Genomic DNA, 23,396 nt, shown 5'->3' with positions numbered 1-23,396 from the left:
CGGTCAGAACACCAGTCCCAAATCAGACAACCGTCTCTTCAATTCATCCAGCACCCGCCGCTCGTCGGCCTCATCTTTCGCGAGAAACGTTGCGGAGAAGCGCAGATAGTGCCCCGCGTCATCCCAGGGCACCGTGGAGATCAAGCGTTCGGTGATCAGGAACTCCGACACGTCCTCCGCGCTCCGGAATTTCCGGCCGGCTTTCACGCCCTTGGGGGCGGCCGTGTACAGAAAAAACGACCCGCGCGGCATGGCGACATCGAAGCCCACCGAGGACAACGCGGCGACCATCCCCCGCAACCGTCGCTCGTATTTGCGCCCGATCTCACGGGTGATCTCGGGATGATCGAGCGCGTAAATCCCCGCCCGCTGGATGGCCTTGAACTGCCCGGAATCACAATTGTCCTTGACCATGCCGAACGCGGAGACGACCAATGGATTGCCTGCTACGAATCCCAGCCGCCAACCGGTCATGTTGAAGGCTTTGGACAACGAGTGCAGCTCCACGCCCACGTCCTTGGCGCCGGGGACCGACAAAAAGCTCAACGGCGGTTCCCCGTAGGTCAGCCCGGCGTATGCCGCGTCCACCACCACGATCACTTTGTGTTTCTTCGCGAACTTGACGACGTCCTGGTAGAAGTCGCGGGTAGCGGACGCGCCGGTGGGGTTGTTGGGGTAGTTGAGGTACAGGAGCTTGGCGCGTCTCAGGTCCGCGGCTTTCAGCGCACCCAGATCCGGCAGATAATGCCGTTCTTGGACCAGGGGGAGCTCGACCACCCGGCCGCCGTACCACCGCGTATGCGTGGCCATCACCGGATACCCGGGCACCGTGACGATCGCCACGTCGCCCCGGTCAATGAAGCACGCCGGCAGCATGGCCAGCGCGGGTTTGGCGCCGATGGCGTGGAGCACCTCGGTCTGCGGGTCGATCCCCGGAGCCCCGAACACGCGGCCCAGGTAACGCGCCGCGGCTTCTTTGAATTCGGCGATCCCGTTGTCCGCGTAGCCCCGGTTCTCCCATTTCGCGGCCTCGCGTTGCAGCGCCTCGACCACCCCCGGAAACGCCATGTCATCGGGCTCGCCCACGCCGAAGTCGAGCAACTCCACTCCGGGGTGGGCTTTCTGCGCGGCCGCCTTGGCGCGCTTGATCTTCTCGAATTTGTAGATTTTGGTGGACTTGCCGAACTTGGCCCCGCCGATCCGTTCGGCAAACCGCCCTTGAATGTACGATGACGCCACGAACACCTCCTGAGATGTTTACACTACGCGGTTTCTCAACGTGCCGATGCCTTCGATCCGCACCTCGACCACATCGCCCGGTTTCATCGGCCCCACGCCCGACGGCGTGCCCGTGGTCAACACGTCGCCGGGCATCAACGTCATGACCTTGGACACGTGGCTGATCAACGTGGGGACGTCGAAGATCATGGACGAGACCGGCGCGTCCTGTTTCACCTCGCCGTTGAGGCGCGTTTCGATGCGCAGCTGCGACGGATCGAGTTCCGTCGCAATCACCGGCCCCAAGGGACAGAACGTGTCGAACCCCTTGGCGCGGCTCCACTGGCCGTCTTTTTTCTGGAGGTCGCGCGCGGTCACGTCGTTGCAGCACGTGTAGCCCAGAATCACCGCGGCGGCCTGTTCGGGGGTGAGGTGGCGCCCGCGTTTGCGGATCACCACCGCCAACTCCCCCTCGTAGTCCACGCGCCGCGTCACCCCCTCCGGATACACGATCGCCTCTTCAGATGCCAGCACCGCGCTGGGCGGTTTGAGAAAGATCAAGGGCTCTTCGGGCAGGTCCTTCTTGAACTCCGCGGCGTGGTCCTTGTAATTGACGCCGATGGCGATGATCTTGGTCGGCAGGCAGGGCGCGAGCACCCGCACGGCCGCGAGCAACACGGTTCGTTCGGTGACCTTGTACCCCCCGAACAAGTCGCCATCGATCACCCGGACTAGATCGCCTTCCAGGCGGCCGTAGGCCACGACATTGTCATGAACGAAGCGAAGATAACGCATACCCGCCAGTCAACCGGGTCGGATCTTCGCACGATCAATGCAAAACGGTCAAGGCAAGCGTGGTCAGCAACGCGCCGGATGCAAGGCGCTGCGAGAACCGGAGCGGAGCGTACTAAGTCTGTACGTGAGCACCGGAAGCACAGCAGCAACGCCGCAGACGGCCGTTGATGGCCGCGCTACCCCCGGAACATGAAATAGACGGCGCCGATCAGACACAGCGCGGCCCACAAGAAGTTCCATCGCAACGGCTGGCCCATGTACCAAATCGCAAACGGCGCAAACACGGACAACGTGATCACTTCCTGCAGGATCTTCAGTTGCGTCAGATCGAGCGCCTGAAACCCGGTCCGGTTGGCCGGAACCTGCAGCAGATACTCGAACAGCGCGATACCCCAACTTGCAAACGCGGCCAGATACCACGGGTGATGATTGAGGTGTTTGAGATGGGCGTACCAGGCAAACGTCATGAAGACGTTGGATAAGACCAACAAGCCCGTGGTCTGCAACACAATCGGCATCAGCTCCTCCTCGGCGTGACAGATTTTCCCGCGATTGTAGAGCCGCTCCGGCTCATGATCAAGCGGGCTCGCCGCTCGCGCGCGGCAAGACGCCTGGAAACCGTGTGCTATCCTTACCGATCGTTTCGCCCGTGGAGCCGGTGTGACCACCCCAGAACGATTCGGCCCGTACCTCTTGTTGAAAAAGATCGGTCGCGGCGGCATGGCCGAGCTGTTCCTCGCCCGTCAGACCGGCGTGGCGGGATTCGAGCGGGTGGTGGCCATCAAACGGATTCTCCCCCACCTCACCGAGGACCGCGAGTTCGTGCAGATGTTCGTGAACGAGGCCAAACTCGCGGCCCAGATCACGCACCCCCATATCGTGCAGATCTACGATTTCGGCGCCGTGTTGGGCACCTATTACATGGCCATGGAGTACGTGATGGGCAAGAGCCTGGCCGCGGTGTTGGCGCAGGGGCAGGCTCGGGGCGTCCCCGTCCCCCTGTCCGCCGCGGTGCTGATCACCGCGCGGATCGCGGCGGGATTGGACCACGCCTATCGCGGCACCGCCGCGTCCGGCGCGCCGCTGGGGATCATCCATCGGGACATCAGCCCCCAGAACATCCTGATCGGGTACAACGGCGACGTCAAACTCGTGGATTTCGGGATCGCCAAGGCCGCCTCGTCGTCCAGCCACACCCAGACCGGGGTGCTCAAGGGCAAGCTCGCGTACCTGTCGCCGGAGCAGGCCTGGGGCAAAGCCGTTGACCATCGATCGGACCTGTTCGCGCTCGGCATCGTGTTGCACGAAATGCTCACCGGACAGCGCCTGTTCAAGGCCGACAACGAATTCACCACGCTCGAACGCGTCCGCACCGCCGACGTGCCGGTTCCATCCGCGGTCAAGGAAGGGTTGCCCAAGGCCTTGGACGCGATCGTGCTCAAGACACTCGCGAAGAACCCCGGCGAGCGGTATGCGACCGGCCAGGCGTTCGAGGACGCGCTCAACGGTTACCTGCGGACCCTCTCCCCACCGCCCAGCGCCAGGGATCTGTCCGAGTACCTCCGCACACTGTTCGACAAGGACATCGAAACCGACACGGCAACGTATCGGCAGGTCACCACTATTACCAAAACCACCGCGCCGCCGACGAATAAACGCCCGGAGCCCTCTGCACATGCAGAGAGAACGCGGACGATTGCCACCCCCGCGTCGCGCTCGGTTCCCGCTCCCACGCCCGCTGGTCGCGGCCGTTCGATTGCAATCGGGCTGGGTGTCGCTGCGGCGCTGGCGGTGAGCGCGGTCGGCGGGTGGGCGGTGCTGAATCGCTCGACGAACGAATCGCGTCCGACACCCGTTGCGGTCGCGCCGCCTACCGAGCCGGTGGTGGCCGATCCCCGCGTGGAGTCTCCGCTGGTGACGCCGGAACACCCCGTGGCGGTGGCACCCGCGCCTCAGGTCCCGGCACCCGTTCCCGAGACCATGTCGCCTCCTCCGAGTCCGATCGAACCGCCGCCGCAACGCAAGGAGCCCAAGCCCGCAAAGAAACCTGCGCCCGTTCCGGTCACCGCCCCGCGTAAGGAGCCGAGCCGCGTCGCGCCGCCGATACACGAAGCGCGAACGGTCACCCCGTCCCCTGAACCCAAGCCGAAGGCCCTGGCTCCGGCGCCCCTGGTCGTCGCTCCACCCGCGACCGAGGCGCTCAAGCCAGTCGCCGAGGTCAAACCAGTGGCTCCGCCGGCGACCCGACTCTCGACGGTGCGCGAATCTTCGAGCGCCTCCACCCCGGCGCCCCAACCACCACCCGAGCCGGCGCACGACGAAGCGCCGCTCCCCTTGCTGCCGTGAGATGACGACGCGACGCCTCGCAGCCACCGTGCAACGCGTCCTGCTCTTCGCAGTCATCGCAGTGCTGCCTTCGACCGCCGTCGCCGAACCGATCCGTTACTCCGTCGGGGTCAAGACGTGGGCCGCGGACTGGGGGGCCCTCAACGCGAACGGAGAATTTCGTTCCTATGTGGGCGCGTTGTTCGGACCCGTGGCGATTGCACGGTACCGGCAGGTGTTCGTGGGCGCGACGTTTTTTACCGGTCAGTTGGACTTCCCGTTCACGCAAACGGTCGTCAACCCGCCCAACATTACGACCACGAACACCACGATCGTGGCCCAGCGCACCGATCTCGATCTGACCGCGGGATACTACTTTCTGCCCACGTTCGGCGTGATCGGCGGGTTCAAGAGCGTCACCTTCGAGTTTACGATTCCCCCCCAACCCGGTTCAGGGCAAAATTCCACGCGGGTCGAGCAAACGTCCTCGGGCCCGTTCGTGGGATTGCTCGGCAGCTATACCCTCGGTCGCACGCGCTTCGCCCTGTATGGCAATGCCACGTACTCGTTCTTACAACGCGAACTCGGGGGAAGCGGCAGCGCCTCCAGCTCGTTCGGCGGCCCGTCCGGCGAGATCGGGCTCGCGTATCGGTTTCCGAAGCAGCCGGTGACGATCGCCGAGGCGTACAAGTTCCAGCGATTCGAGAGTGAAACCGGCGACAGCTCCGACACCTTCCAAGGAGTCATCTTCAGTATCGCGTATACCTTCTGACAACCCTGGTGCCGCCGCGCGCTCAGGGTCCGCGCCAGCGACTTCCACCCTGCTTCGGAAAATAAATCGGTTGCTTTTGGGGTCCTGAGTGAGAGAACCTCGCGTGACCGCGCAACCACACCATCGGGACGGAGCAAGCAAGCACATGACCATCAAGACACTGGCCAATGGATTCCGCGTGACCATCTTCCTGCTGATCGCGGGCACGGCGCCCGGGGCCCTGCGCAGCGCCGACGCCGGCGACGTGTTCGTGGAAGAAGTGGTACAGCACGTTACGGCCCAAGACAACGCCATCAGCGACCAAACCGCGAGCGTGCTGGTCCGTCAAGTGGACGCCCGCGGCGTCGAGCGCGTGAGCACCCATCGCCTCTATTGGAAGAACCTGCTGGGCGACAAAGGGTTGATCGGCAAGGCGCTGTTGGTCACGCAGACGCCGCTCGATAAACGCGGCGAGGGCTTCTTGCTCTGGCAAATGGAGCGGGCAAACGACTCCCAGGCCTGGTTGTACTTGCCTGATTTGCGTCAGGTCCGTCGCGTGGCGATCGCGGGTCACGAGCACCACGAACACGGAAGCCGGCGGCAGCCTGCGCTGGATCTCGGTTTCGAACAGCTCGGCACCCGCCTCGTGGGCACAACCGGACAACTCGTGGGGAAGGAAGCGATCGACGGCGTGGATCACCTGATACTGGACGACCGCTCCACCGTGACCAACGACCTGTTGCCGTTACGCCGCTTCTGGATCTCGTTTGCGGATTGGACGATCGGAAAGATCGAATACCGCGACGCCACCGGGCGCCTGATCCGCACCCAGCGAATCACGTGGGAGCACCTTGACCAAGGCTGGGTGTGGAAGCGGACCGAAATTCAACCTGCGGGCAGCTCAGGCAAGACGATCGTCGAATTGAGCGACATTGCGGTCAACACCGGCCTCGCTGACCGCCTGTTCACGGTCGAAAACCTCAAATCCGGAAGGTTGCCCTGAGGACCCCACATCGGGGACGTTCTTAATTAATTTAGAAACTCTCGAAGACCGCTCCTCAAATCAACCCGTCGCTTGAGAAGCCGTGCGCCGCGGCGTTCGGCAAACGTCACGGCCGGCGGACTCATGCCCAGCGCTTCGGCCAACTCAGTGCCTGTGATCCGATACCGCGTGCGCGCCACGTACGCTACCAAGGCCCGGCCGTTCGAGAGCGGTCGCGTGCGGCGCCCCGACGCCAGCGCCTGCGGCGAGAGACCGAGCGCGCGGCAGACCGCCTCCACCACGAACCGACAGCTCGCATCCGGCTGCTCAGGGGGGCGCGCGCTTCGGGCGCGGAGGCCGGCCACGAACTCCGGGCTCCCCCACGCGCCATTCGGATCAGCGCCCACAGGACGCGACGGGAGTTGCGCGGCGGTCGCACCAGCGGCCAAGAGCTCGGCGGTGTCTGTCCGCGGCGCTTCCTCGACATCGGCCTCCGCCGCGACAAACGCCGCGTATTCTCTGCGAGCCTGCTCCGGCGTGTCCCCGAACCGCGCTAGCACCTCTGCGGTTTCCTGCCAAGAGTGTTCGACCCGACCCAGCAGCGCGCCGTGCCCGCACCAAGGATGCTCCGCCAGCGCCTTGAGCCCGTTCACGATGCCGGCACGGAGGGGATTCAGGTGTACGTATCGGACCAAGGCGAGCAAGTAGGGTTCCTCCTCGCACACGATCGACTGGTACCGGTTCTGGAAGAGATGCCCCACGCGGCCGTGGCGACGATTAAATGCGACCGCGTACCCGGTCAATAAGCGCCGCATCAGAAACGACAGCCCGCGCGGCCCCGAACGCAGCGCGAGATGGACATGGTTCGGCAACACGCACCACGCCAGGCACGTTGTTTGGGTATCGGGGAGGAGGCGAGCTATGCGGCGGATGAAGTCTGCGCGGTCGTCGTCGTTCTGAAAGATCTTTCGCTGCTCAATGCCACGCACCACGACGTGGTGCACCACCCCCGGAGCGTCGAGACGCGGCCCGCGCGGCATGGCCGAGGCTATAGCACGAACCAGGAGGACGTGTAAAGCCGTGAGAACGAACGTCAGGGAAGAAGGGCCCTGGTCTGCTCCTTTACAAAGACCAGATCGCCGTAATACGCGGTGGCGCGCTCCTGCGTGTTGTCGGTATCCGTCATGATGGCGACGCCGCTGACCAGCGGCGGTTCCTTGCCGAACGCCCGCCGATAGTCGTCGTACACATTTCGTTCCTCGGCCACCCAGTCGCCCACCCGCGCTTTGCCGCTCTCGATCACGATGATTTTGACGATGTTCCCCATATGCGGACTGTCGACCACCGTGCCCACCGGCGTGCGGCTCGCCCAAATATAGGAAATCGCCGCGTACGGCACGCCGCCGAACAAGCGCCGGGCGGTCTTGTATCTTAAGCGCTCGCCAAAGCTCACCTTCTCGGGCTCGAATGCGAAAGTCACATACACCCGCGCCGCGTAGTCGTCCTTGTCCTTGCGACGAGGATCACCGGACGCCACCACGTTGTCGACCTTCCATCGCCACCGCAACACCGGGTACTCCCTCAGGTCCACGGGCACCTCGTACTCGAGCCCCGAAGCCGCACCGACGCTCTCAGCACGCACCACCGTCGTATCTCCATCTCGGACCACGCCGTACACGGTCTGTTTGGCGTCTCTTCCCTTCTTAAAGATCTGCGGTTTCCAACCCGAGGGGAGCGCGCCTTCGACTGCCCGGGAAAAGCCACCGACCACCAACAAATCCGTTGCGCCGACCGCTGGTTCGAACGCCAGGACCAACGCAGGTACAGCCAAGATGGTGACGTACGCCGTCGTGGCCTTCATCCGAGGATCAGAACGAGGGCGCGCTTACCTACATCAAGTCGTTCACGCATTGCCGATGATCCTACATGACTCGCAGATATCCCCAGAATAGCACCCGCTCTCCATCCCGTCTTTTTCGCGGCTCGTCGCTGCTGCCCCGCGTCCAAGCGCACCTCAAGCGCGACCACGTCGGACAATCTTGACTTTGGCCTCCGCGCAGTGCTAAGCAACAAGCACGGCGTTTCCCCTCTTTCGTCCTGTTCTCGGTTTCATTTGGGGGACGAGGCTCGTCCCCGAAGCGAGCGCCTCACGGCGACGCAGGCAGTAGTGGCCAGAACCATGGGAGGCGGGTTCCATGGAGTCGTGGCTGCGCGCTAGAGCCAGAGTCCCTCCCTCCGGCGTTTGTTTCCTAGACCACGCGGCTCTCGTGGCGTACACCCCGCTGCTTCTCGGATGGTTCTCAACCAAAGGAGGGAGCGCCATGACCACTGATCCAGATCATTACCCCCAGCGTCCGCCGGCTGTTTCTGAGAGGATGATGCTCTCGTTCGCGGCAGCGGTGCTGACCGTGCTGCTGATCCCAGAGGGTCGGGTGTTGTCGGCCGCAACCAGCGATCCAGGTGCCGGTGTCGAGCAACAAGAGTCCTCCGTCCAAAGCCCGGACCCGCAGGTCCAAGAAGAGATCGGGAACCGAATCCTCGCGCTGGACCGGTACGACTCCGAACGACTGACCCAGCTCGCCGAGCGCTGGAGGCGCGTCAGCGACGACGCCATCAGCTTCGCCGACAGTCGCAACGCCCGCCTGCAGGAAGCGCTCGGGCTTTCGATCGCCACCACCGCCCAGCTCCTGTACAATGACCGAGCGTCGCTCGACGCCGCCCTCGCCGACGCCCTCGACCTGCAGCAGCGCGTCCGCAGCGGAGCGTGGCTTCAGGAGCGCCTGGGCGAGGTGATCCTGCAAACCGCCGCCTTTGCTGCGCCGAACACGGCGCGCTTTCAAGAGCAGCTCCAATCGCGCATCAAGGTGCTCTCCGAGATGGAACGGCGGATGGCGCTCAACACCGACGCGCGCGTGGTCGCGCTGAGCGCCCGCCAGGCGCAGCTTCCCCGCGAGGCAATCGCCCGCCTGGCCGACGCCGTGGCGGACGGGCACCGAGTCGCGCGTTTCTATGACGCGTCCGTCGACGCCCGCATCGCGCGCGAGATGGACGCGATCCGAAACGAGATGGCCCAAACACGGAGCGCCGAGGACTACCAGCAGCTCGCTGAAGCGGCTGAAGCCGCGATTCGGTCTCCCTGGAACACCCGAGGATTCCTTGAGTTCGGCGCGGCTGCGCTGCTCGGAGCCATCGCCATGATGGCGTGGGTCGGCCTCTTTGCCAGAGGAGGGCTCCCCCGTGCGCGCACTCGGGATATCAAACCCATCGGCTGGAGAGCGTCACCTCCGCTTCGATGGAGAGACAAGGTCGCGCGAACGCAGTCCACGACCTTGTCCATCTGGCCCCACGAGGTCATGTTCGGCAGCCATTGTACGCGCGACATTGGGCGTTACGTCGCCCGCGAGAAGGCCGCTCACGTCACGATCGTGACGGATCAGGGCGTCGCCCAGCAAGGCCTGGTGGACCCCGTGAAAGCCTCGCTCACCAAGGCCGGGGTGACGTGCGACGTCGTGGATCAGGTCTCGCGCGAAGTCCCTCACACCGTGATCGCCGAGATCGCGAGTCGCTGCCAGAAGTCGGGAACGGACTGGCTGGTCGCGGTCGGGGGCGGAAGCGTGATCGACACTGCGAAGGCGGTCGGGATCGTGTTGGCCAACGGCGGATCGATCCAAGACTACGAGGGTGTCGACCGCATCAGTCGCCCGATCACGCCGCTCTACGCGGTTCCGACCACCGCGGGCTCCGGGGCCGAAACCAGCCCCTTCTGCATCGTGCGGGACACCGCGCAGAAACGGAAGATCGAAATCTTCAGCCGCAAACTCATCCCGCAACGGATCTTCATCGATCCCTTGATGACCCGCTCGATGCCGCCGGAGCTGACCGCGAGCAGCGGGATGGATGCCCTGGCCAACGCCATCGAGGCGTATTTCTCCACGTTCGCGAATCCCGTGAGCGACACGCTCGCGCTGGACGCGATACGGTTGATCGCGGAGAACCTCCGCGCGGCCGTGGCCAACGGCAACAACCTGAAGGCCCGCCAGCAGATGGCGCTCGCGGCCTTCGAGGCCGGGCACGCCGCCGTCAACGCGAGGAGCGGCGCGGTGCACGCGCTCGGGCACTCGCTTTCGGGGCTGTTCGATATCCCGGAGCGGATCGGCGACGCGATTCTGCTGCCTCACGTGATGAAGGCCAACATGAACGCCGACATCAGGCGCATGGCCAAGGTGGCCGAGGCCCTGGGCGAATCCGTGGAGGGATTGAGCGTGCGCGCCGCGGCTCAGCGGGCGATCAACGCCGTGATGCTGCTCATGGTGGATGTGGGGCTTCCCACCAGCCTGACGCAAGTGGGTGTGGACAAGAGCGCAATCGCGACCCTGAGCGAACGAGCCTTGCAGGACCCGTTTCTGGCGACCAATCCGCGGGCGTTCAGCCGCAAGGACATCGCGGCGATCTACGAAGACGCGTTCATCGAGTACGCTGAAGTCGAGATGGAATCGACTCCGTCTCAAGGCACCAGCGCCACGGTCCCCTAAGCACCGACCGAGCGGCGGCGGCCCTTCCGAGGGCCGCAGCTCGGTGCGTCAAAATTCAACCTGGCTTGGCGGTCCTGAGGAGCGGCTCCAGCTTGCGGCGGATCACCTCTGGATCGCGCAGGCCCGCCAGCCGCACGTAGGTTCCATCCTCACGATGAAGCGCCACCGTGCCGATGCCGAGCAATCGATCCAGCCCACTCTGCCGCACGCTCACCGACTCCACCTCGGACATCGGCAATCGGTCTTCGCGTTGGCCCCAGACGCCGACCGTTCGGTAAATCGCGTCCTGGGTCACGGTGTACCGGGTGGTGCGCCGAAAAAACACCGCGAGACCCACGAACGCGGCCATGCCCCCGACGTGGATTGCCACGATTCCCCACTGCGCCCACCACACAGACAAGACAGCCCGGACGCCGAAGACCAGCGTGATGAACCAGAGAAACACGTACTCGCTCCACGCCGGCTGGCCGCTCCAGCGGGTGACTTCATGGCCGTGTGGCGAGTCACCAGAGTCCATGGCAGTCGTTTACGAAATTCTTAAGAAGTTGCTAGCGATCATTTAAGAACGCGTTCGCGGCGATCCGCGTATGCTACGCCTTGCATGATACTGCAACCCTCAACCGAAGGAGGACGCCATGAAGATTCGTCTCGTCAGCTTCACCGTACTGGCAGCCATCGCATTCCTGAGCTACACGGCCCTCGCCGACTCGAGGCCGGACGCGGACAAGGCCATTCTTGACCGCGGACGGTACCTGGTCTGGATCGGTGGGTGCAATGACTGCCACACCCCAGGCTTCCCGGAAGCCGCTGGCGGAATTCCCGAGGAGCGATGGCTGACCGGGAACCCGGTCGGATTCCAAGGTCCATGGGGCACGAACTATCCCAAGAATCTCCGCCTCTATATGCAAAACATCTCCGAGGAGCAGTGGCTCGCGCGCGTGCGAAAGCCCATGGGACCGCCCATGCCGTGGTTCAATCTGCGCGACATGACTGACAGCGACCTGCTCGCGATCTATCACTTTGTGCGCTCGCTCGGCCCGGCCGGCGTACCCGCGCCCGCCGCGGTAGGACCCGGCGTGGCGGTCACGACGCCGTATATCGAGTTTTTCCCCAAGAACCTGCCGAAGCAGGCGGGGAAATAACATCCCGCCAGGAAGGAGATCAGACATGGCTACGAAGAAGCTTATCGCCATTGCCGGGGCCACCGGCGCACAGGGTGGCGGATTGGCGCGCGCGATCCTGAACGACCCGACCAGCGGGTTCGCGGTCCGCGCGCTCACACGGGACCCGAAGTCCGAGAAAGCACAGGCGCTTGCCAAGGCCGGAGCGGAAGTCGTCCAAGCAACCATTGACGATGAGGAGAGCGTGAAGCGGGCATTCGACGGCGCGTACGGCGCGTTCTGCGTCACGTTCTTCTGGGACCACTTCTCGCCTCAGCGCGAGGTGGACGAGGCGCGCAACATGGCTCAAGCGGCCAAACGCGCCGGCGTTCAGCACGTGATCTGGTCCACACTGGAAGACACCCGTCGCTGGGTGCCCCTCAGCGACACGCGCATGCCCACGCTGGGGGAGCGGTATAAAGTGCCGCACTTCGACGGCAAGGGCGAGGCGGACCGCCTGTTCACCGAGGCGGGATTACCGGTCACGCTCCTGCTCACGTCGTTCTACTGGGAGAACCTCATCTACTTCGGCATGGGTCCCAAGAAGAGCGCGGATGGCAAGCTGGCGATCGCGTTCCCCATGGGCGACAAGAAACTCCCCGGTATCGCGACTGAGGATATCGGCAAGGCCGCCTACGGCATCTTTAAAAGGAGCCGTGAGTTTATCGGGAAGACCGTCGGCATCGCGGGCGAGCACCTGACCGGCGCTCAGATGGCGTCGGCGCTTGCCCGGGCCCTGGGTCAGGAGGTTGGTTACCACGACATGCCGCCCGACGCGTATCGCGCCTTGGGGTTTCCGGGCGCCGATGACCTCGGCAATATGTTTCAGTTCAAGCGCGATTTCAACGAGGACTTCTGCGGCGCCCGCAGCGTGTCGGCAAGCCGCGCGTTGAATCCGGCTCTGCAGGACTTTGCGACCTGGCTTGACCGCAACGCGGCTCGCATCCCGATCGGGTAACGGGCGGCCGAATCAGCGACCGGGCGCGTCCGTGAGCCGCAGGGGCCGTGAAACGCTCAGGCGGAAACGGCCGCGCCCGGTCTTTTCAATCGCGAGAAACGCGTGGCGCTCGGCGAGCCGTCGTTGCAGGAGAATCAGCCGCGCTTCGAGATTGTCCGTGATGTCCGGCAAGCCCAGTGAGGGATCGCGCCGCAGCTCGCAGTTGGTGAACTCGGTCCTTCCGGCGTCGACGTAGTCGCCGATCAGCTTGCGCAGGATCGCGCCGGCAACACCCTTGATCAGATACTCGTTGTCGACGAACACACTGTGGTCGGCGGCGAAGTGCCGGATCGCCACCGGCGTTCCGCGCACCGGTGCCGGCGGCCCGGCGACGGCGGGCGGTTCGTCGGGCGGTTCGGCCGCGTCGGACAAGAGCTGGATGGACAGCGCCAACTGGCCGGCAAACACCTCGAGGGCGTCTTCGTCCTCGTAGCTGAAACGCCGCGCTTGCGGGCTTTCCACGTACAGGACGCCGAGCAGGCGGCGCCCGCGTGTCAGCGGGACGGCCAGTTGACTATTCGAATTCTGCAGGCCCGGAAACGGAATCTCGGTTTCAAGGGCATCCACACCGCTCTGCTCAAACCCCGCCCGCGCCACGCGACCGTACAGGTATTCGCTCGCCGCGTAGCTAATGCGGATCGCCGTCCGTTCACGCGCCGCAACGCCGACAATGCCTTCTCCGAAGCCGATCTCCGAACCAACGCCGGATGCGGGGTAGCCGCGGCTGGCCACGGCGTAGAGCCGGTTGCGGCGTTCGTCGTGCATCAACAACATCGCGTGTCGAATGTCAAAGTGCTTATCCAGTCCCTGCAACGCCTCGTTGAACAGCCGCGCCAGGTCGTCGCACCGGGCGAGATCGACTAGACCCGCGCGGAGTGACGACAGCATGCGTTGAGTGTGGGATGCGTCGGCCGCTGGCTCGCCGAACACGTGCTCGATCCGGACCACTCGGTACACGTCCGAGCCGCGCAAGCGAAACACCTTGCTCATCCCGGTGTGCGAGGCGATGCCGGCCAGCTTGGCCTTCATCTTCTCGAACAATGGGCCTTCGGTTTCGGTGCGCAAGTATTCGAGGTGCAGGCGGAAGTGGGCGGCTGTGTCGGGATCTACAATCTGCACCACTCCTCGCGGGTTGGCCAGGATGTTTTGGCGGGTGGTGTTGAAAAACTGATACGTCAGCGCGACGTGCTCGTCGTCCACGAAATGCACCTGGGACAGGTACGCAACATTCGGTGTGCCGTCCGGGTCGCACGTCGCAAACGCCGATGGCACCGCGCCTTCAAAACAACTGCGCAGGTCCGCGAGCCGAGTGGTCATGGGTTGACAGCCAGACGCTGCCCCGCGCCCGGCCCCGGAGTCTGCACGAACGCGGCGATCGGTGTAAATGTTACGCCCACCGCCGCTCCGCTCGCGCCTGAGACGATCGCGCGCGAAAACCGCTCCTTGAACCCGATCGCGCCAACCTCCGCCATAAACGCGTCCGCGTATGCGGCCATGATCGCGCGGTCGCCGCGGCCAAGCGGCGCGACCTTGACGTCAGCGCCCTTGAGCTGGATGGTCTGGTGGGTCTTGGGTCGGGTGAACACCACTGCGACCGGGCGCCCGGCGCGCAGGTCGCGCAACAACGGCTCGGCCTGCGGCACGGAAAGAAAGACCGTGACACGCCGCCGGTCGCTGGAGATCCGACACCCATAGCCGCGGGCGACTGACGGCATGTGTTTCTCGTCACACGATGCCACGTTGATCGCCACCGGACCGCCGAGAAACGCGGCGTGCGTCTGATCGAGCAGGGAACTGTCAGTTGAGGTCGCGGTTATCGCACGCGTCGAAGCGCGCGCAGTCGGAGAGCTGTTGCGAGTTTGGTTACGGCCAACCGGTTGAGAAACCCGTCTTTGTCGCGTTGATCGCACCGCCGATTACCTGGCGAAGCCTATAGCACGAACCCGCAGAAGGTGTAAAGCGTTCGGCTGATTCCCGGTAACGAACCGTCCACGATGGACGCATCTGTTACTCGTCCCGCGCGTTGCTTGACGGGGTTGCCAATTGGCAGCTAGAATAGCGCCAAATGGATGTAGAGCGATGAGCACCCCTCAACTGGCCCCGCCGACGCCGCCGGACGAACCGTACTCGAAAGACGTCGCGGATTTCGTGGATTTTCTGCGAAAAGGCAGCCCGGGACCTTATGCGTATGTGATCCTGTTGGGCCTGAAGGCGTTCGATTCGGCCCGCCTGCTTCGCATGGTGGAAAGTGGCCTGTCGTTCAAAACGCTCGAGCGCTTTCAGCGCAACTTCTCGCTCTCGCAGTCGCAGATGACCGCACTCGTGCACATCGCGCCCCGAACCCTGGCGCGTCGCCGCCAGGAAGGCCATCTCACCCCGGAGGAGTCGGATCGGCTGCTGCGTGCCACCCGGTTGCTCGCCCGAGCGCTGGAGTTGTTCGAGGGAGACACGGTCGCCACCAGGAAATGGCTGTCGAGCCCTCAGGCCGCGCTGGGCGGCGCGGTGCCGTTTGATTTGGCTCGGACCGAGGTCGGTTCGCGTGAGGTGGAAGCGGCGATCAGCCGGATCGAGCACGGCGTCTTTGTGTAAGTGATAACGAGCTGGCGTATCGTCAAGAAGCCCTACGCCACCCACGCGTTCGACGGCGAGGGCGCACGCGCCAGCGGCGGGCGTTGGAACTCGCCGGGCGTCAAGATGGTCTACACCGCGGACTCCCCCGCGCTCGCGACGCTTGAGATCCTCGTCCAGCTCGGCAACCCCACCATCCTGCCGAGTTTCGTGCTGATCTCCGCCACGTTCGAGGAATCCCTAGTCACCCGTGTCCAGCCCCACACCCTGCCCGCCAAGTGGCGTTCGTATCCGGCACCGCCTGAATTGCAGCGACGCGGAGACGAATGGCTCCTCTCCCGATCCTCGGCGGTCCTGGCCGTGCCCAGCGCCGTGGTGGAGCATCACACCAACTACCTGATCAACCCCGAACACCCCCACTTCCCCACCATCACCCGCTCCTCGCCCCAGCCGTTTGAGTTCGACCTGCGGCTACTGAGGAAACCCTAACCCGCGAAGGCACCGGACTCTGCCCCGTGCGATTGTCTCAATTGACTTCCTGCGCGATCGCCCGTAGTCTGCGGCCCGTGCGTGGCACGCAAACCCCGACCACAATGCTCAGCCCTGACCCCAAGGCGATTCACGCGTGAAAGCACCACGCGAGCGCCTGCCCCACCGGCGTCCCGATGTGCGACGGGCCAAGCTGGTCGCGACTGCTGCAGGGAGTCACTTCAAACTCACGATCGAATACGACGGGTCTCGCTACCGGGGGTGGCAGGAACAGAGCAACGCCATGACGGTGCAGGAAGTGATCAAGAACGCGCTGAACGAACTCTTGGCTAAGGACTACCAGATGGCCGGAGCCGGGCGGACCGACGCCGGGGTCCACGCCCTCGCGCAGGTGGTCTCGCTCCACTCCCCGCGCGTGATCGCCCCGTCGGTATTGCTCGACGAACTCAACCGGCGCCTGACCAAAGACGTGAACGTGCTCAAGGTCGAACCCGTGGGACCGGATTTCCACGCCCGGCATTCCGCCGTCGCTCGCTATTACCTTTACCAGATCAGCCTGCGACGTACAGCGTTTGCGAAAAACTACTGTTGGTGGGTGAAGCACGCGCTCGACCTGGGCGCCATCGACCGCTCGTTGCCAGCGTTTCTCGGCCTGCACGACTACAAAGCCTTCGCGGACGCACGGACGGGGGACGGTTCTACCAAAGTCCAGGTGGACGAGCTGCGGGTCACGCGCCACCGCGAGCTGCTCATGATCCGAATCGGCGCCTCCCACTTTCTCTGGAAGATGGTGCGCCGGATCGTGGGCGTGTTGGTCAGAATCGGCTCGAAGGAGGTTCCGGCGGGACTCGCGCTCTCAGAGCTCAGCCGGCGGTACGCCCAGCAGATTCCCACCTGGACCGCCCCCGCCGCCGGCCTGTTCTTGGAGCGTGTGTGCTACCCCGGCGACCCACCGCCGGGTGAACCGAAGCCGCTGATCGCGCTGTAAACAAAGCGTGCGCTCTGGACGGCCTGGGCTATCGAGCCAGGCCGATCTGTTTCATGAAGGTTTGGTTATCCGACATCAACCATTCCTCGTCCATCACACCGTCTTTCCAGTGCCCGATCGTGACCATGGTCACCTTAAACGCCTTGCCGGTCGGCGGGATGGTCTTACCGTCGCCGATCGGCATCGGCTGAGTGAAGGTCCCCTCCGTGACTCCCATGACCGCGGTCCGGTCGCCCGATGCGATCTTGATCGGGTGCTCTTTGATCCGCGTGTCGGGCGCAAACACGAACATAGCCTTCAGGTCTTCGATGTGCGGCTCGATCCCGGTGGTGGTCCGGCCGTCGGGCCAGTGAACGATGATGTCCTTGGAATGGCTCTTGCCGAGCTCGTCCCACTTCTGACCGGAAAAGACGTTGAAATCCAGATCGTCGAAGGTCGCCAGATTCGCCTGTTCCATCTGCTCCGTCATCCTGACCTTCGCCAACTCAGCCGCGCTCTTGGAATCCGTGCAGCCGACCTGTATCCATGCAAGCAGCACCGCGATCATTACCGGAAGCTTCGTGTTCATGACCGACTCCTTCCCGGCTAACTTGAGCAGGTGTGAACAACCGTTGCCTGTCCGAATGTCCCAATCGGGCCCATGGCAAGAAAGGCCCAGCGCTTCATGGTCGGCCTCCCTATATTTGGAGATGGGGTTACGTCACGACCGGCTTTACTAGGCTCGCGGCCAATTTCGCACGTTGCCGCGCTTCGTCCGTGTCCTTCCCGATCGCCAGCGCCACGCCCATGCGGCGCTTGGTGAAGGATTCGGGCTTGCCGAAGAGCCGGATTTCCGCGCTCGGCACCTCCAGCGCGCGGTTCACGTTCTCGAACGCGATGCCTTTGGCTTCTACCCCGCCGTAGATTACCGCGCTCGCGCCAGGGGCTCGCAAGGTGGTCGAGACGGGCAACCCCAGGATCGCGCGCGCGTGCAGATCGAACTCGCTTTGCCATTGGCTAATCATGGTGACCATGCCGGTGTCGTGCGGCCGGGGGCTTACTTCTGAGAACAGGACCTGATCGCCCTTGACGAAGAGTTCCACGCCGAAGATGCCGCGGCCGCCGAGGTTGTCGGTCACGAGTTCGGCAATCTCGCGCGTCTTGACGAGCGCGGTCTTTGTCATGACCTGCGGCTGCCAGCTTTCAACGTAGTCGCCTTTGATCTGGACGTGGCCCACGGGCTCGCAGAAGAACGTTTCGACCTTGCCTGACTCGCCGATTGCACGCACGGTCAGTTGTGTGATCTCAACGTCAAACTCGATCAGTTCCTCGACGATCACCTTCCCGTGTTGCACCCGCGTGCCGGTCATGGCGTACTGCCAGGCCGGATCCACGTCCTCGCGGGATCTGACCACGGATTGGCCCTTCCCCGACGACGACATCACGGCCTTGACCACGCACGGATAACTGATTCCCGAGTCGATCGCCCGCTGCAACGCGTCGCGGCTTTCCGCGAACGCGTAGCGCGACGTGGGCAGCTTCAGATCTTCGGCGGCCAGGCGGCGAATCCCTTCGCGGTTCATGGTGAGACGCGTGGCGCGCGCGGTGGGGATGATCTCGGTCCAGCCCTCGCGCTCGATCTCGACCAATGCCTCGGTCGCGATGGCTTCGATTTCCGGCACCACCAGATGCGGCCGCTCCCGCTCGATGACAGCCCGCAGCTGCGCGGGATCGGCCATGTTGATGACGTGATGGCGGTGCGCCACCTGGTGGCCTGGGGCGTTCGGATAGCGGTCCACCGCAATGACTTCCACGCCCAGGCGCTGCAGCGCGATGATGACTTCTTTGCCCAGCTCGCCCGCGCCCAGCAACATCACGCGCGTGGCCGAGGGGCTCAGCGGGGTGCCGATTCGCATGCGTGAACCTCCAAGGAGAGGGGGCGATCATAACACGGTGCGGGCGGGCTGCGGAAGCTGGCTCGTTGACCCCTTGAGAAGGCCTGTGTTATGACCACGATGTGAGCGGCCTCCCCCAAGTCCCGCGCGACTTCGGGCTTCAGGAAGAGAAGGTCTGGAGCCTGGAGGAGTCCTTTGCGCACTGCGAAATGCTCGCGAGAACCCACTACGAGAACTTCCCGGTGGGCTCATGGCTCCTGCCGGACGACAAACGCAAATATCTGTGGGCCATCTACGCGTTCGCGCGCACGGCCGATGATTTTGCCGACGAAGGCCAGTACCTCGACAACCTGCGGCTCCCGCTGCTGGAGAACTGGGAGGGCCAGCTCCTGCAGTGCATGTGGCGTAAACCCCAGCACCCCGTGTTCATCGCGCTCAAGGACACGATCGAGACCTTCCGCCTGCCGGTCGAACCCTTTCAAGACCTGTTGATGGCGTTCAAGATGGACGTGGTGGTCGATCGCTACAAGACCTTCGATGACCTGCTCGGGTACTGCCGCTTGTCCGCCAACCCGGTGGGCCGACTGGTGCTCTCCGTGTTCGGCTACCGCGACCCTGACATCCACGAGTGGTCGGACGCCATCTGCACCGCGCTCCAGTTGACCAACCACTGGCAGGATCTGGCGATCGACGCGAAAAAGAGCCGGATCTACCTGCCGCTGGAAGACATGGCCCGACACGGCTACAGCGAGGAACAATTGCGCGCCGGGGTGGTTGACGACGCGTTTGTGCGCCTCATGGCCGACATGGTGGAGCGCACCCGCAGTCTGTTCGATCAGGGACGGCCGTTGCTCGATCGCGTGGGCCGCGATCTGTCGTTCGAGATGCGGCTGGTGTGGCTCGGGGGCACCGCGATTCTCAGACGGATCGAGGCCGCGCGGTACGACGTGTTCCGCAGGCGGCCCTCGCTGGGGTTGGGATCCAAAACCGCGTTGCTCGCGCGGGCCGCCCTGTTCTCACCGGCCAAGAGCGCGCAATGACCGTCGCGGACGTCGTCAAGCCGCCGTCGCACGCCAGCAATTTCCGCTACGCGTTTCTGGTGCTCTCGCGGCCGCAACGGCGCGCCCTCCAGTCGGTGTACGCGTTCTGCCGCGCGGTGGACGATGCGGTGGACCACGCGGACTCGGTGGATACCGCGCGCGCCGGCCTGCTCACCTGGCGCCGCGAGCTGGATCGCATTTATCAGGGCACGCCCGAGACCCCGGTGGGTATGCTGCTGGCGCCGGTTGTGAACGCGTACCACCTCCCCCGCGAGCACTTCGACGAGTTGCTGCTGGGCGTGGCCATGGACATCGGCCGACCCCGGTATCAGACGTTTACTGAATTGTCCCGTTACACCTACCGCGTGGCATCAACCGTGGGGCTCCTGTGCCTGCCAATCTTCGGCGTTGACGGCGAGGCCGCGCAACGCTACGCGATCGAGCGGGGCCTGTCCTTGCAGCTCACCAACATCATCAGGGACGTCAAAGCCGACGCGGCCCTGGGCCGGATTTACCTGCCCCTGGAAGACCTCGCGGCGTTCGAGTATTCCGAAGACGACCTGTTGGCGTGCCGACACACGCCCGCGTTCGAGCGCTTGATGGCATTCCAATGCCGACGCGCGCGCGACGCGCACGAGCGCGCCCGGATGCTCCTGCCCGACCCGCGCCGCCTGCTGGTGCCGGAAATCATGGGACGAACCTATGAAGCGCTATTGGACCGGATCGAGGCGTCGGGCTACCGGTTGTTCGACAAGCCGGTGCGACTCAACACCTCAACCAAAGCCGCGATCGCGTTGACGAGTTGGGTGGGCGTCCGCTTGGCTCGCCCGGCATCGTCACGGGAAAGGAGGATCTGATGGGACTCGCAGACAATGCGTGTATCCCCTGCCGCGGCGGCGTACCGCCGCTCCCGCGCGACAAGGTCGACGCGTTATTGAAAGAACTGGAACCCGGCTGGACCGCGACGCACGAGAGCACGCGGATCGAACGCGCGTTTCAATTCAAAGAATTCGCCGACGCCCTGGCTTTCGCCAACCGCGTGGGTGAGATCGCGGAACGCGAAGGCCATCACCCTGATCTCCACATCGGCTGGGGCCGCTGCCGCATCGAGATCTGGACCCACAAAATTAACGGGTTGACCGAGAGTGATTTCTATCTAGCTGCGAAGGCCGACCGCGCCTACCACGGCTAATCGTGAGGTTTTGATCTTCCGGTCACACGGTTCTGCCACCGCTGAGCGTCAAGAAGGCGGCGGATGCAAGGCGCCGCGAGCTGCTGTGTTGTCGCTCTCTTAAGGTGCCACGGCCGCCTCACCGTCTCGGCGGCGCTCGTGGCTTGGCGCCACTTCTTCGTGGCGCCACTCGCCTCAGGATCGATACGCGGCGTTGATGCGCACATACTCTTGCGACAAATCGCATGTACGCACGATGGCCTCGCCTTTGCCCTGACCCAAGTCCACCGTCACGCTAAATTCGGCCTGCTTCAAGATCACGGCGGCTTCCGCTTCAGCGGACGGTCCGAGCCCCACGCCGTGCCTCACCACCGCGACCGGTCCCACGAGCAACGCGATGCGCTCGGGTTTGACCGGCACGCCCGCGTTGCCGATGGCCGAAATGGTTCGACCCCAGTTCGGGTCCTCGCCGTGCCACGCGGTCTTCACAAGGGGCGAACGCGCGACCGCCTCCAGCACGCGTTTGGCGGCCACGGCGTTGGCGGCTCCGGTCACGCGCAGCGTCACCAGTTTGTTGGCGCCTTCGCCGTCTCGGACGATCATCAGCGCCAGGCGCTCACAGACCTGGTGCAGCAATCCTTCGAACTTGGCCAGGCCCGCGCCCGAGGTGAGGGGGGGGTTCTTGGCCAGACCGTTGGCGAAACACAACACCAGGTCATTGGGGCTCGTTTCACCGTCTACGTCGATCGTGTTGAAGGTCGAGGCCACGGTTCGCTTGAGCAACGTCTGCAGCGTGCGGGAGGGCACCGCGGCGTCGGTGGTGATGAAGGCGAGCATGGTCGCCATCTGGGGGTGGATCATGCCGGCCCCTTTGGCCATCCCGCCCACGGTGATGGCGATGCGTCCGCTCGCTTCGCGGATCGCGATCTCCTTGGGCATGGTGTCGGTGGTCATGATGGCGGTTGCGGCCTGCGGGCCGCCCGACGGGGTGAGCTGGGCCGCCGCGCGGATGATGCCGGCTTTGACGCGATCCATAGGTAACCGCGCACCGATCACGCCGGTGGACGCCACCAGCACGTCGCGCTCGTCCAGGGCAAGGGCGCGAGCCGTTTCCTGGATCATTTCCTTCGCGTCCTCGAGTCCCTCGGCGCCTGTACACGCGTTGGCGCACCCGCTGTTGATCACCACGGCGCGGCCGCGCCCCCGTTTGATCCGCGGTTGGTCGAGCAGGAGCGGAGCGGCCTTGATGCGGTTGGTGGTCATCACCCCGGCCACCGACGCTTCGGCGTCCGATACCAGCAGCACCAGATCGGGCTGCTCCCGCTTCTTGATCCCAGCGGACACCGCCGCCGCACGAAATCCCTTGGGCGCGGTGACGCCCCCAGACACGTGGACCGGCGCGTCGGCCTGCCGCGTCACGGAAACACCGGCGGAGCGGACAGCCCCTGGGTTTCGGGGAACCCGCACATGAGGTTCATGTTCTGGATGCCTTGACCTGCCGCACCCTTCACCAAGTTGTCGATCGCTGTCATAAGAATCACCCATCCGGTCTCGGGAGCCGACGCCGCGCCCAGATCGCAGTAGTTGGAGCCCCACACCGCTTTGGTCTGCGGCGACTCGCCGGGTTCCAGCACGCGAATAAACGGTTCATCGCGATACGCGGCGCGATAGAGCGCCACCACGCGTTCAGGCGTCAGCGCCTTGGCGGTTTCCACGTAGATCGTACAGAAAATGCCTCGCGTCATGGGCGTCAGGTGCGGGGTAAAGACGACCGACGGGGCCGGCGCGGTGAGGCGACCGAGTTCCTGGGTGATCTCCGGCTGGTGTCGATGCCGCCCGATCTTGTAGGCCATCAGCCCCTCGTTGGCCTCGGGATAATGATAGGGCAGCGCGGCTCCCCGACCCGCACCGGAAATCCCGGATTTGGCGTCGATGATCACGGGCGAACTGGGCTTCAGAAGCCCTTTGCGCGCGAGCGGAGCGAGCGCGATGATCGCACCGGTGGGGTAACAGCCGGGATTCCCTACCAGCCGCGCCTTGACGATCTGGCGGCGGTGCAGCTCGGGCAAGCCGTACACGGCACGGCCCAGAAGTTTGCGATACCGGTGAGGGTTTCCGTACCAGCGCTGGTACACCGCAGGTTCCACGAAGCGGTAGTCGGGACTGAGGTCCACCACCCGACACCCTAAGCCGCACAACGCAGCCGCCGCATCCATCGCCGCGCCGGACGGCAGGGCCACAAACGCCACGTCGGCGTTCGCCGCCACCTTCTCCGCGTCGAACGCGACGAGCGGCGCGTCGATCACCCTTGCGAGCGAGGGGAACACCTCGGACACGGGTTTGCCCGCGGACTGTTCCGAGGTGACCACGGTGAGCCGCACCCCCGTGTGGCCCACCAAAAGGCGCAGCAGTTCGCCGCCGGTGTATCCCGTGGCGCCGACCACCGCGACCCGAATCGGTTTGGCCTGTGCCATCCGCCTTCTCAGCGCAACGCCCTCACCCAGGG

General features: G+C 64.5%; 24 protein-coding genes. 12 read left to right on the top strand and 12 right to left on the bottom strand.

The window, feature by feature from the left end; all coding sequences use genetic code 11:
* Positions 1–3 precede the first annotated feature (3 nt).
* From AB1451_03880 to AB1451_03870, 3 genes are all read right to left on the bottom strand, one after another.
* Entirely contained in the window at positions 4–1,239 is a 1,236-nt protein-coding gene (locus tag AB1451_03880; protein ID MEW6682051.1) for an LL-diaminopimelate aminotransferase, read from the bottom strand.
* Positions 1,240–1,257: 18 nt separating this feature from the next.
* Entirely contained in the window at positions 1,258–2,013 is a 756-nt protein-coding gene (locus AB1451_03875) for a fumarylacetoacetate hydrolase family protein (GenBank protein ID MEW6682050.1), read from the bottom strand.
* A 176-nt stretch (positions 2,014–2,189) separates the two neighbouring features.
* Positions 2,190–2,531: a DMT family protein gene (locus tag AB1451_03870; GenBank protein ID MEW6682049.1), complete on the bottom strand. Its 342-nt coding sequence runs from the start codon at positions 2,529–2,531 to the stop codon at positions 2,190–2,192.
* 142 nt (positions 2,532–2,673) lie between these two features.
* On the opposite strand from AB1451_03870, the gene AB1451_03865 reads away from it, so the two are divergent.
* From AB1451_03865 to AB1451_03855, 3 genes are all read left to right on the top strand, one after another.
* On the top strand, positions 2,674–4,359 hold the full coding sequence (locus tag AB1451_03865; protein ID MEW6682048.1) for a protein kinase: 1,686 nt from the start codon (positions 2,674–2,676) through the stop codon (positions 4,357–4,359).
* Between the two features lies 1 nt (position 4,360).
* Positions 4,361–5,110 carry a hypothetical protein gene (locus tag AB1451_03860; GenBank protein MEW6682047.1) on the top strand — a complete coding sequence of 250 codons (750 nt, stop codon included), beginning with the start codon at positions 4,361–4,363 and terminating at the stop codon, positions 5,108–5,110.
* A gap of 145 nt (positions 5,111–5,255) precedes the next feature.
* Positions 5,256–6,092: an outer membrane lipoprotein-sorting protein gene (locus AB1451_03855; GenBank protein ID MEW6682046.1), complete on the top strand. Its 837-nt coding sequence runs from the start codon at positions 5,256–5,258 to the stop codon at positions 6,090–6,092.
* A gap of 26 nt (positions 6,093–6,118) precedes the next feature.
* Here the strand turns inward: AB1451_03855 and AB1451_03850 are convergent, their stop codons facing one another.
* Both AB1451_03850 and AB1451_03845 read right to left on the bottom strand, forming a co-directional pair.
* Positions 6,119–7,111 carry a transposase gene (locus AB1451_03850; GenBank protein ID MEW6682045.1) on the bottom strand — a complete coding sequence of 331 codons (993 nt, stop codon included), beginning with the start codon at positions 7,109–7,111 and terminating at the stop codon, positions 6,119–6,121.
* A gap of 53 nt (positions 7,112–7,164) precedes the next feature.
* Positions 7,165–7,932 carry a DUF3047 domain-containing protein gene (locus AB1451_03845; protein MEW6682044.1) on the bottom strand — a complete coding sequence of 256 codons (768 nt, stop codon included), beginning with the start codon at positions 7,930–7,932 and terminating at the stop codon, positions 7,165–7,167.
* 460 nt (positions 7,933–8,392) lie between these two features.
* On the opposite strand from AB1451_03845, the gene AB1451_03840 reads away from it, so the two are divergent.
* Positions 8,393–10,603, top strand: a complete 2,211-nt coding sequence (locus AB1451_03840; GenBank protein MEW6682043.1) for an iron-containing alcohol dehydrogenase — start codon at positions 8,393–8,395, stop codon at positions 10,601–10,603.
* Positions 10,604–10,658: 55 nt separating this feature from the next.
* Here the strand turns inward: AB1451_03840 and AB1451_03835 are convergent, their stop codons facing one another.
* A complete protein-coding gene (locus tag AB1451_03835; GenBank protein MEW6682042.1) occupies positions 10,659–11,120 on the bottom strand; it encodes a PH domain-containing protein in 462 nt (153 codons plus the stop codon).
* 118 nt (positions 11,121–11,238) lie between these two features.
* On the opposite strand from AB1451_03835, the gene AB1451_03830 reads away from it, so the two are divergent.
* Both AB1451_03830 and AB1451_03825 read left to right on the top strand, forming a co-directional pair.
* Positions 11,239–11,745: a cytochrome c gene (locus tag AB1451_03830; GenBank protein ID MEW6682041.1), complete on the top strand. Its 507-nt coding sequence runs from the start codon at positions 11,239–11,241 to the stop codon at positions 11,743–11,745.
* A gap of 25 nt (positions 11,746–11,770) precedes the next feature.
* On the top strand, positions 11,771–12,721 hold the full coding sequence (locus tag AB1451_03825; GenBank protein MEW6682040.1) for an NmrA/HSCARG family protein: 951 nt from the start codon (positions 11,771–11,773) through the stop codon (positions 12,719–12,721).
* A 12-nt stretch (positions 12,722–12,733) separates the two neighbouring features.
* On the opposite strand, the gene AB1451_03820 is transcribed toward AB1451_03825, so the two are convergent.
* Both AB1451_03820 and AB1451_03815 read right to left on the bottom strand, forming a co-directional pair.
* A complete protein-coding gene (locus AB1451_03820; protein ID MEW6682039.1) occupies positions 12,734–14,077 on the bottom strand; it encodes a GAF domain-containing protein in 1,344 nt (447 codons plus the stop codon).
* Positions 14,074–14,475, bottom strand: coding sequence for a hypothetical protein (locus AB1451_03815; protein MEW6682038.1), 402 nt, complete (start codon positions 14,473–14,475; stop codon positions 14,074–14,076). The genes AB1451_03820 and AB1451_03815 overlap by 4 nt, the downstream gene beginning before the upstream one ends.
* A gap of 364 nt (positions 14,476–14,839) precedes the next feature.
* Here AB1451_03815 and AB1451_03810 point away from each other — a divergent pair, with 364 nt between their 5' ends.
* From AB1451_03810 to truA, 3 genes are all read left to right on the top strand, one after another.
* The gene (locus AB1451_03810; GenBank protein MEW6682037.1) at positions 14,840–15,349 is read left to right on the top strand and encodes an antitoxin Xre-like helix-turn-helix domain-containing protein; all 510 of its coding nucleotides are present in this window, start codon (positions 14,840–14,842) and stop codon (positions 15,347–15,349) included.
* Complete coding sequence (locus AB1451_03805; GenBank protein ID MEW6682036.1) at positions 15,350–15,817, top strand: RES domain-containing protein; 468 nt, start codon at positions 15,350–15,352, stop codon at positions 15,815–15,817.
* Positions 15,818–15,953: 136 nt separating this feature from the next.
* Positions 15,954–16,805 (top strand): tRNA pseudouridine(38-40) synthase TruA, encoded by an 852-nt coding sequence (gene truA, locus AB1451_03800; protein ID MEW6682035.1) that lies wholly within the window; start codon positions 15,954–15,956, stop codon positions 16,803–16,805.
* A gap of 28 nt (positions 16,806–16,833) precedes the next feature.
* On the opposite strand, the gene AB1451_03795 is transcribed toward truA, so the two are convergent.
* Together AB1451_03795 and purT are read right to left on the bottom strand one after the other, a co-directional pair.
* The gene (locus tag AB1451_03795; GenBank protein ID MEW6682034.1) at positions 16,834–17,373 is read right to left on the bottom strand and encodes an ester cyclase; all 540 of its coding nucleotides are present in this window, start codon (positions 17,371–17,373) and stop codon (positions 16,834–16,836) included.
* A gap of 127 nt (positions 17,374–17,500) precedes the next feature.
* On the bottom strand, positions 17,501–18,700 hold the full coding sequence (gene purT, locus AB1451_03790; protein MEW6682033.1) for a formate-dependent phosphoribosylglycinamide formyltransferase: 1,200 nt from the start codon (positions 18,698–18,700) through the stop codon (positions 17,501–17,503).
* A gap of 101 nt (positions 18,701–18,801) precedes the next feature.
* On the opposite strand from purT, the gene hpnC reads away from it, so the two are divergent.
* Genes hpnC through AB1451_03775 form a run of 3 tightly spaced genes read left to right on the top strand, consistent with a single transcriptional unit; the run spans position 18,802 to position 20,911 of the window.
* The gene (gene hpnC, locus AB1451_03785; GenBank protein MEW6682032.1) at positions 18,802–19,719 is read left to right on the top strand and encodes a squalene synthase HpnC; all 918 of its coding nucleotides are present in this window, start codon (positions 18,802–18,804) and stop codon (positions 19,717–19,719) included.
* Entirely contained in the window at positions 19,716–20,576 is an 861-nt protein-coding gene (locus AB1451_03780; GenBank protein ID MEW6682031.1) for a squalene/phytoene synthase family protein, read from the top strand. The genes hpnC and AB1451_03780 overlap by 4 nt, the downstream gene beginning before the upstream one ends.
* The gene (locus AB1451_03775) at positions 20,576–20,911 is read left to right on the top strand and encodes a 4a-hydroxytetrahydrobiopterin dehydratase (GenBank protein ID MEW6682030.1); all 336 of its coding nucleotides are present in this window, start codon (positions 20,576–20,578) and stop codon (positions 20,909–20,911) included. The genes AB1451_03780 and AB1451_03775 overlap by 1 nt, the downstream gene beginning before the upstream one ends.
* Positions 20,912–21,085: 174 nt before the next feature.
* On the opposite strand, the gene argJ is transcribed toward AB1451_03775, so the two are convergent.
* Together argJ and argC are read right to left on the bottom strand one after the other, a co-directional pair.
* Positions 21,086–22,309, bottom strand: a complete 1,224-nt coding sequence (argJ, locus tag AB1451_03770) for a bifunctional glutamate N-acetyltransferase/amino-acid acetyltransferase ArgJ (GenBank protein MEW6682029.1) — start codon at positions 22,307–22,309, stop codon at positions 21,086–21,088.
* Complete coding sequence (argC, locus tag AB1451_03765; protein MEW6682028.1) at positions 22,306–23,364, bottom strand: N-acetyl-gamma-glutamyl-phosphate reductase; 1,059 nt, start codon at positions 23,362–23,364, stop codon at positions 22,306–22,308. The genes argJ and argC overlap by 4 nt, the downstream gene beginning before the upstream one ends.
* Between the last annotated feature and the right edge of the window lie 32 nt (positions 23,365–23,396).

This window comes from Nitrospirota bacterium (assembly GCA_040757335.1).
In the GTDB taxonomy this organism is placed as follows: domain Bacteria; phylum Nitrospirota; class Nitrospiria; order 2-01-FULL-66-17; family 2-01-FULL-66-17; genus JBFLXB01.
Note: the sequence above shows the minus strand (reverse complement) of the source record. Positions and strands in the feature narration are given on the sequence as shown.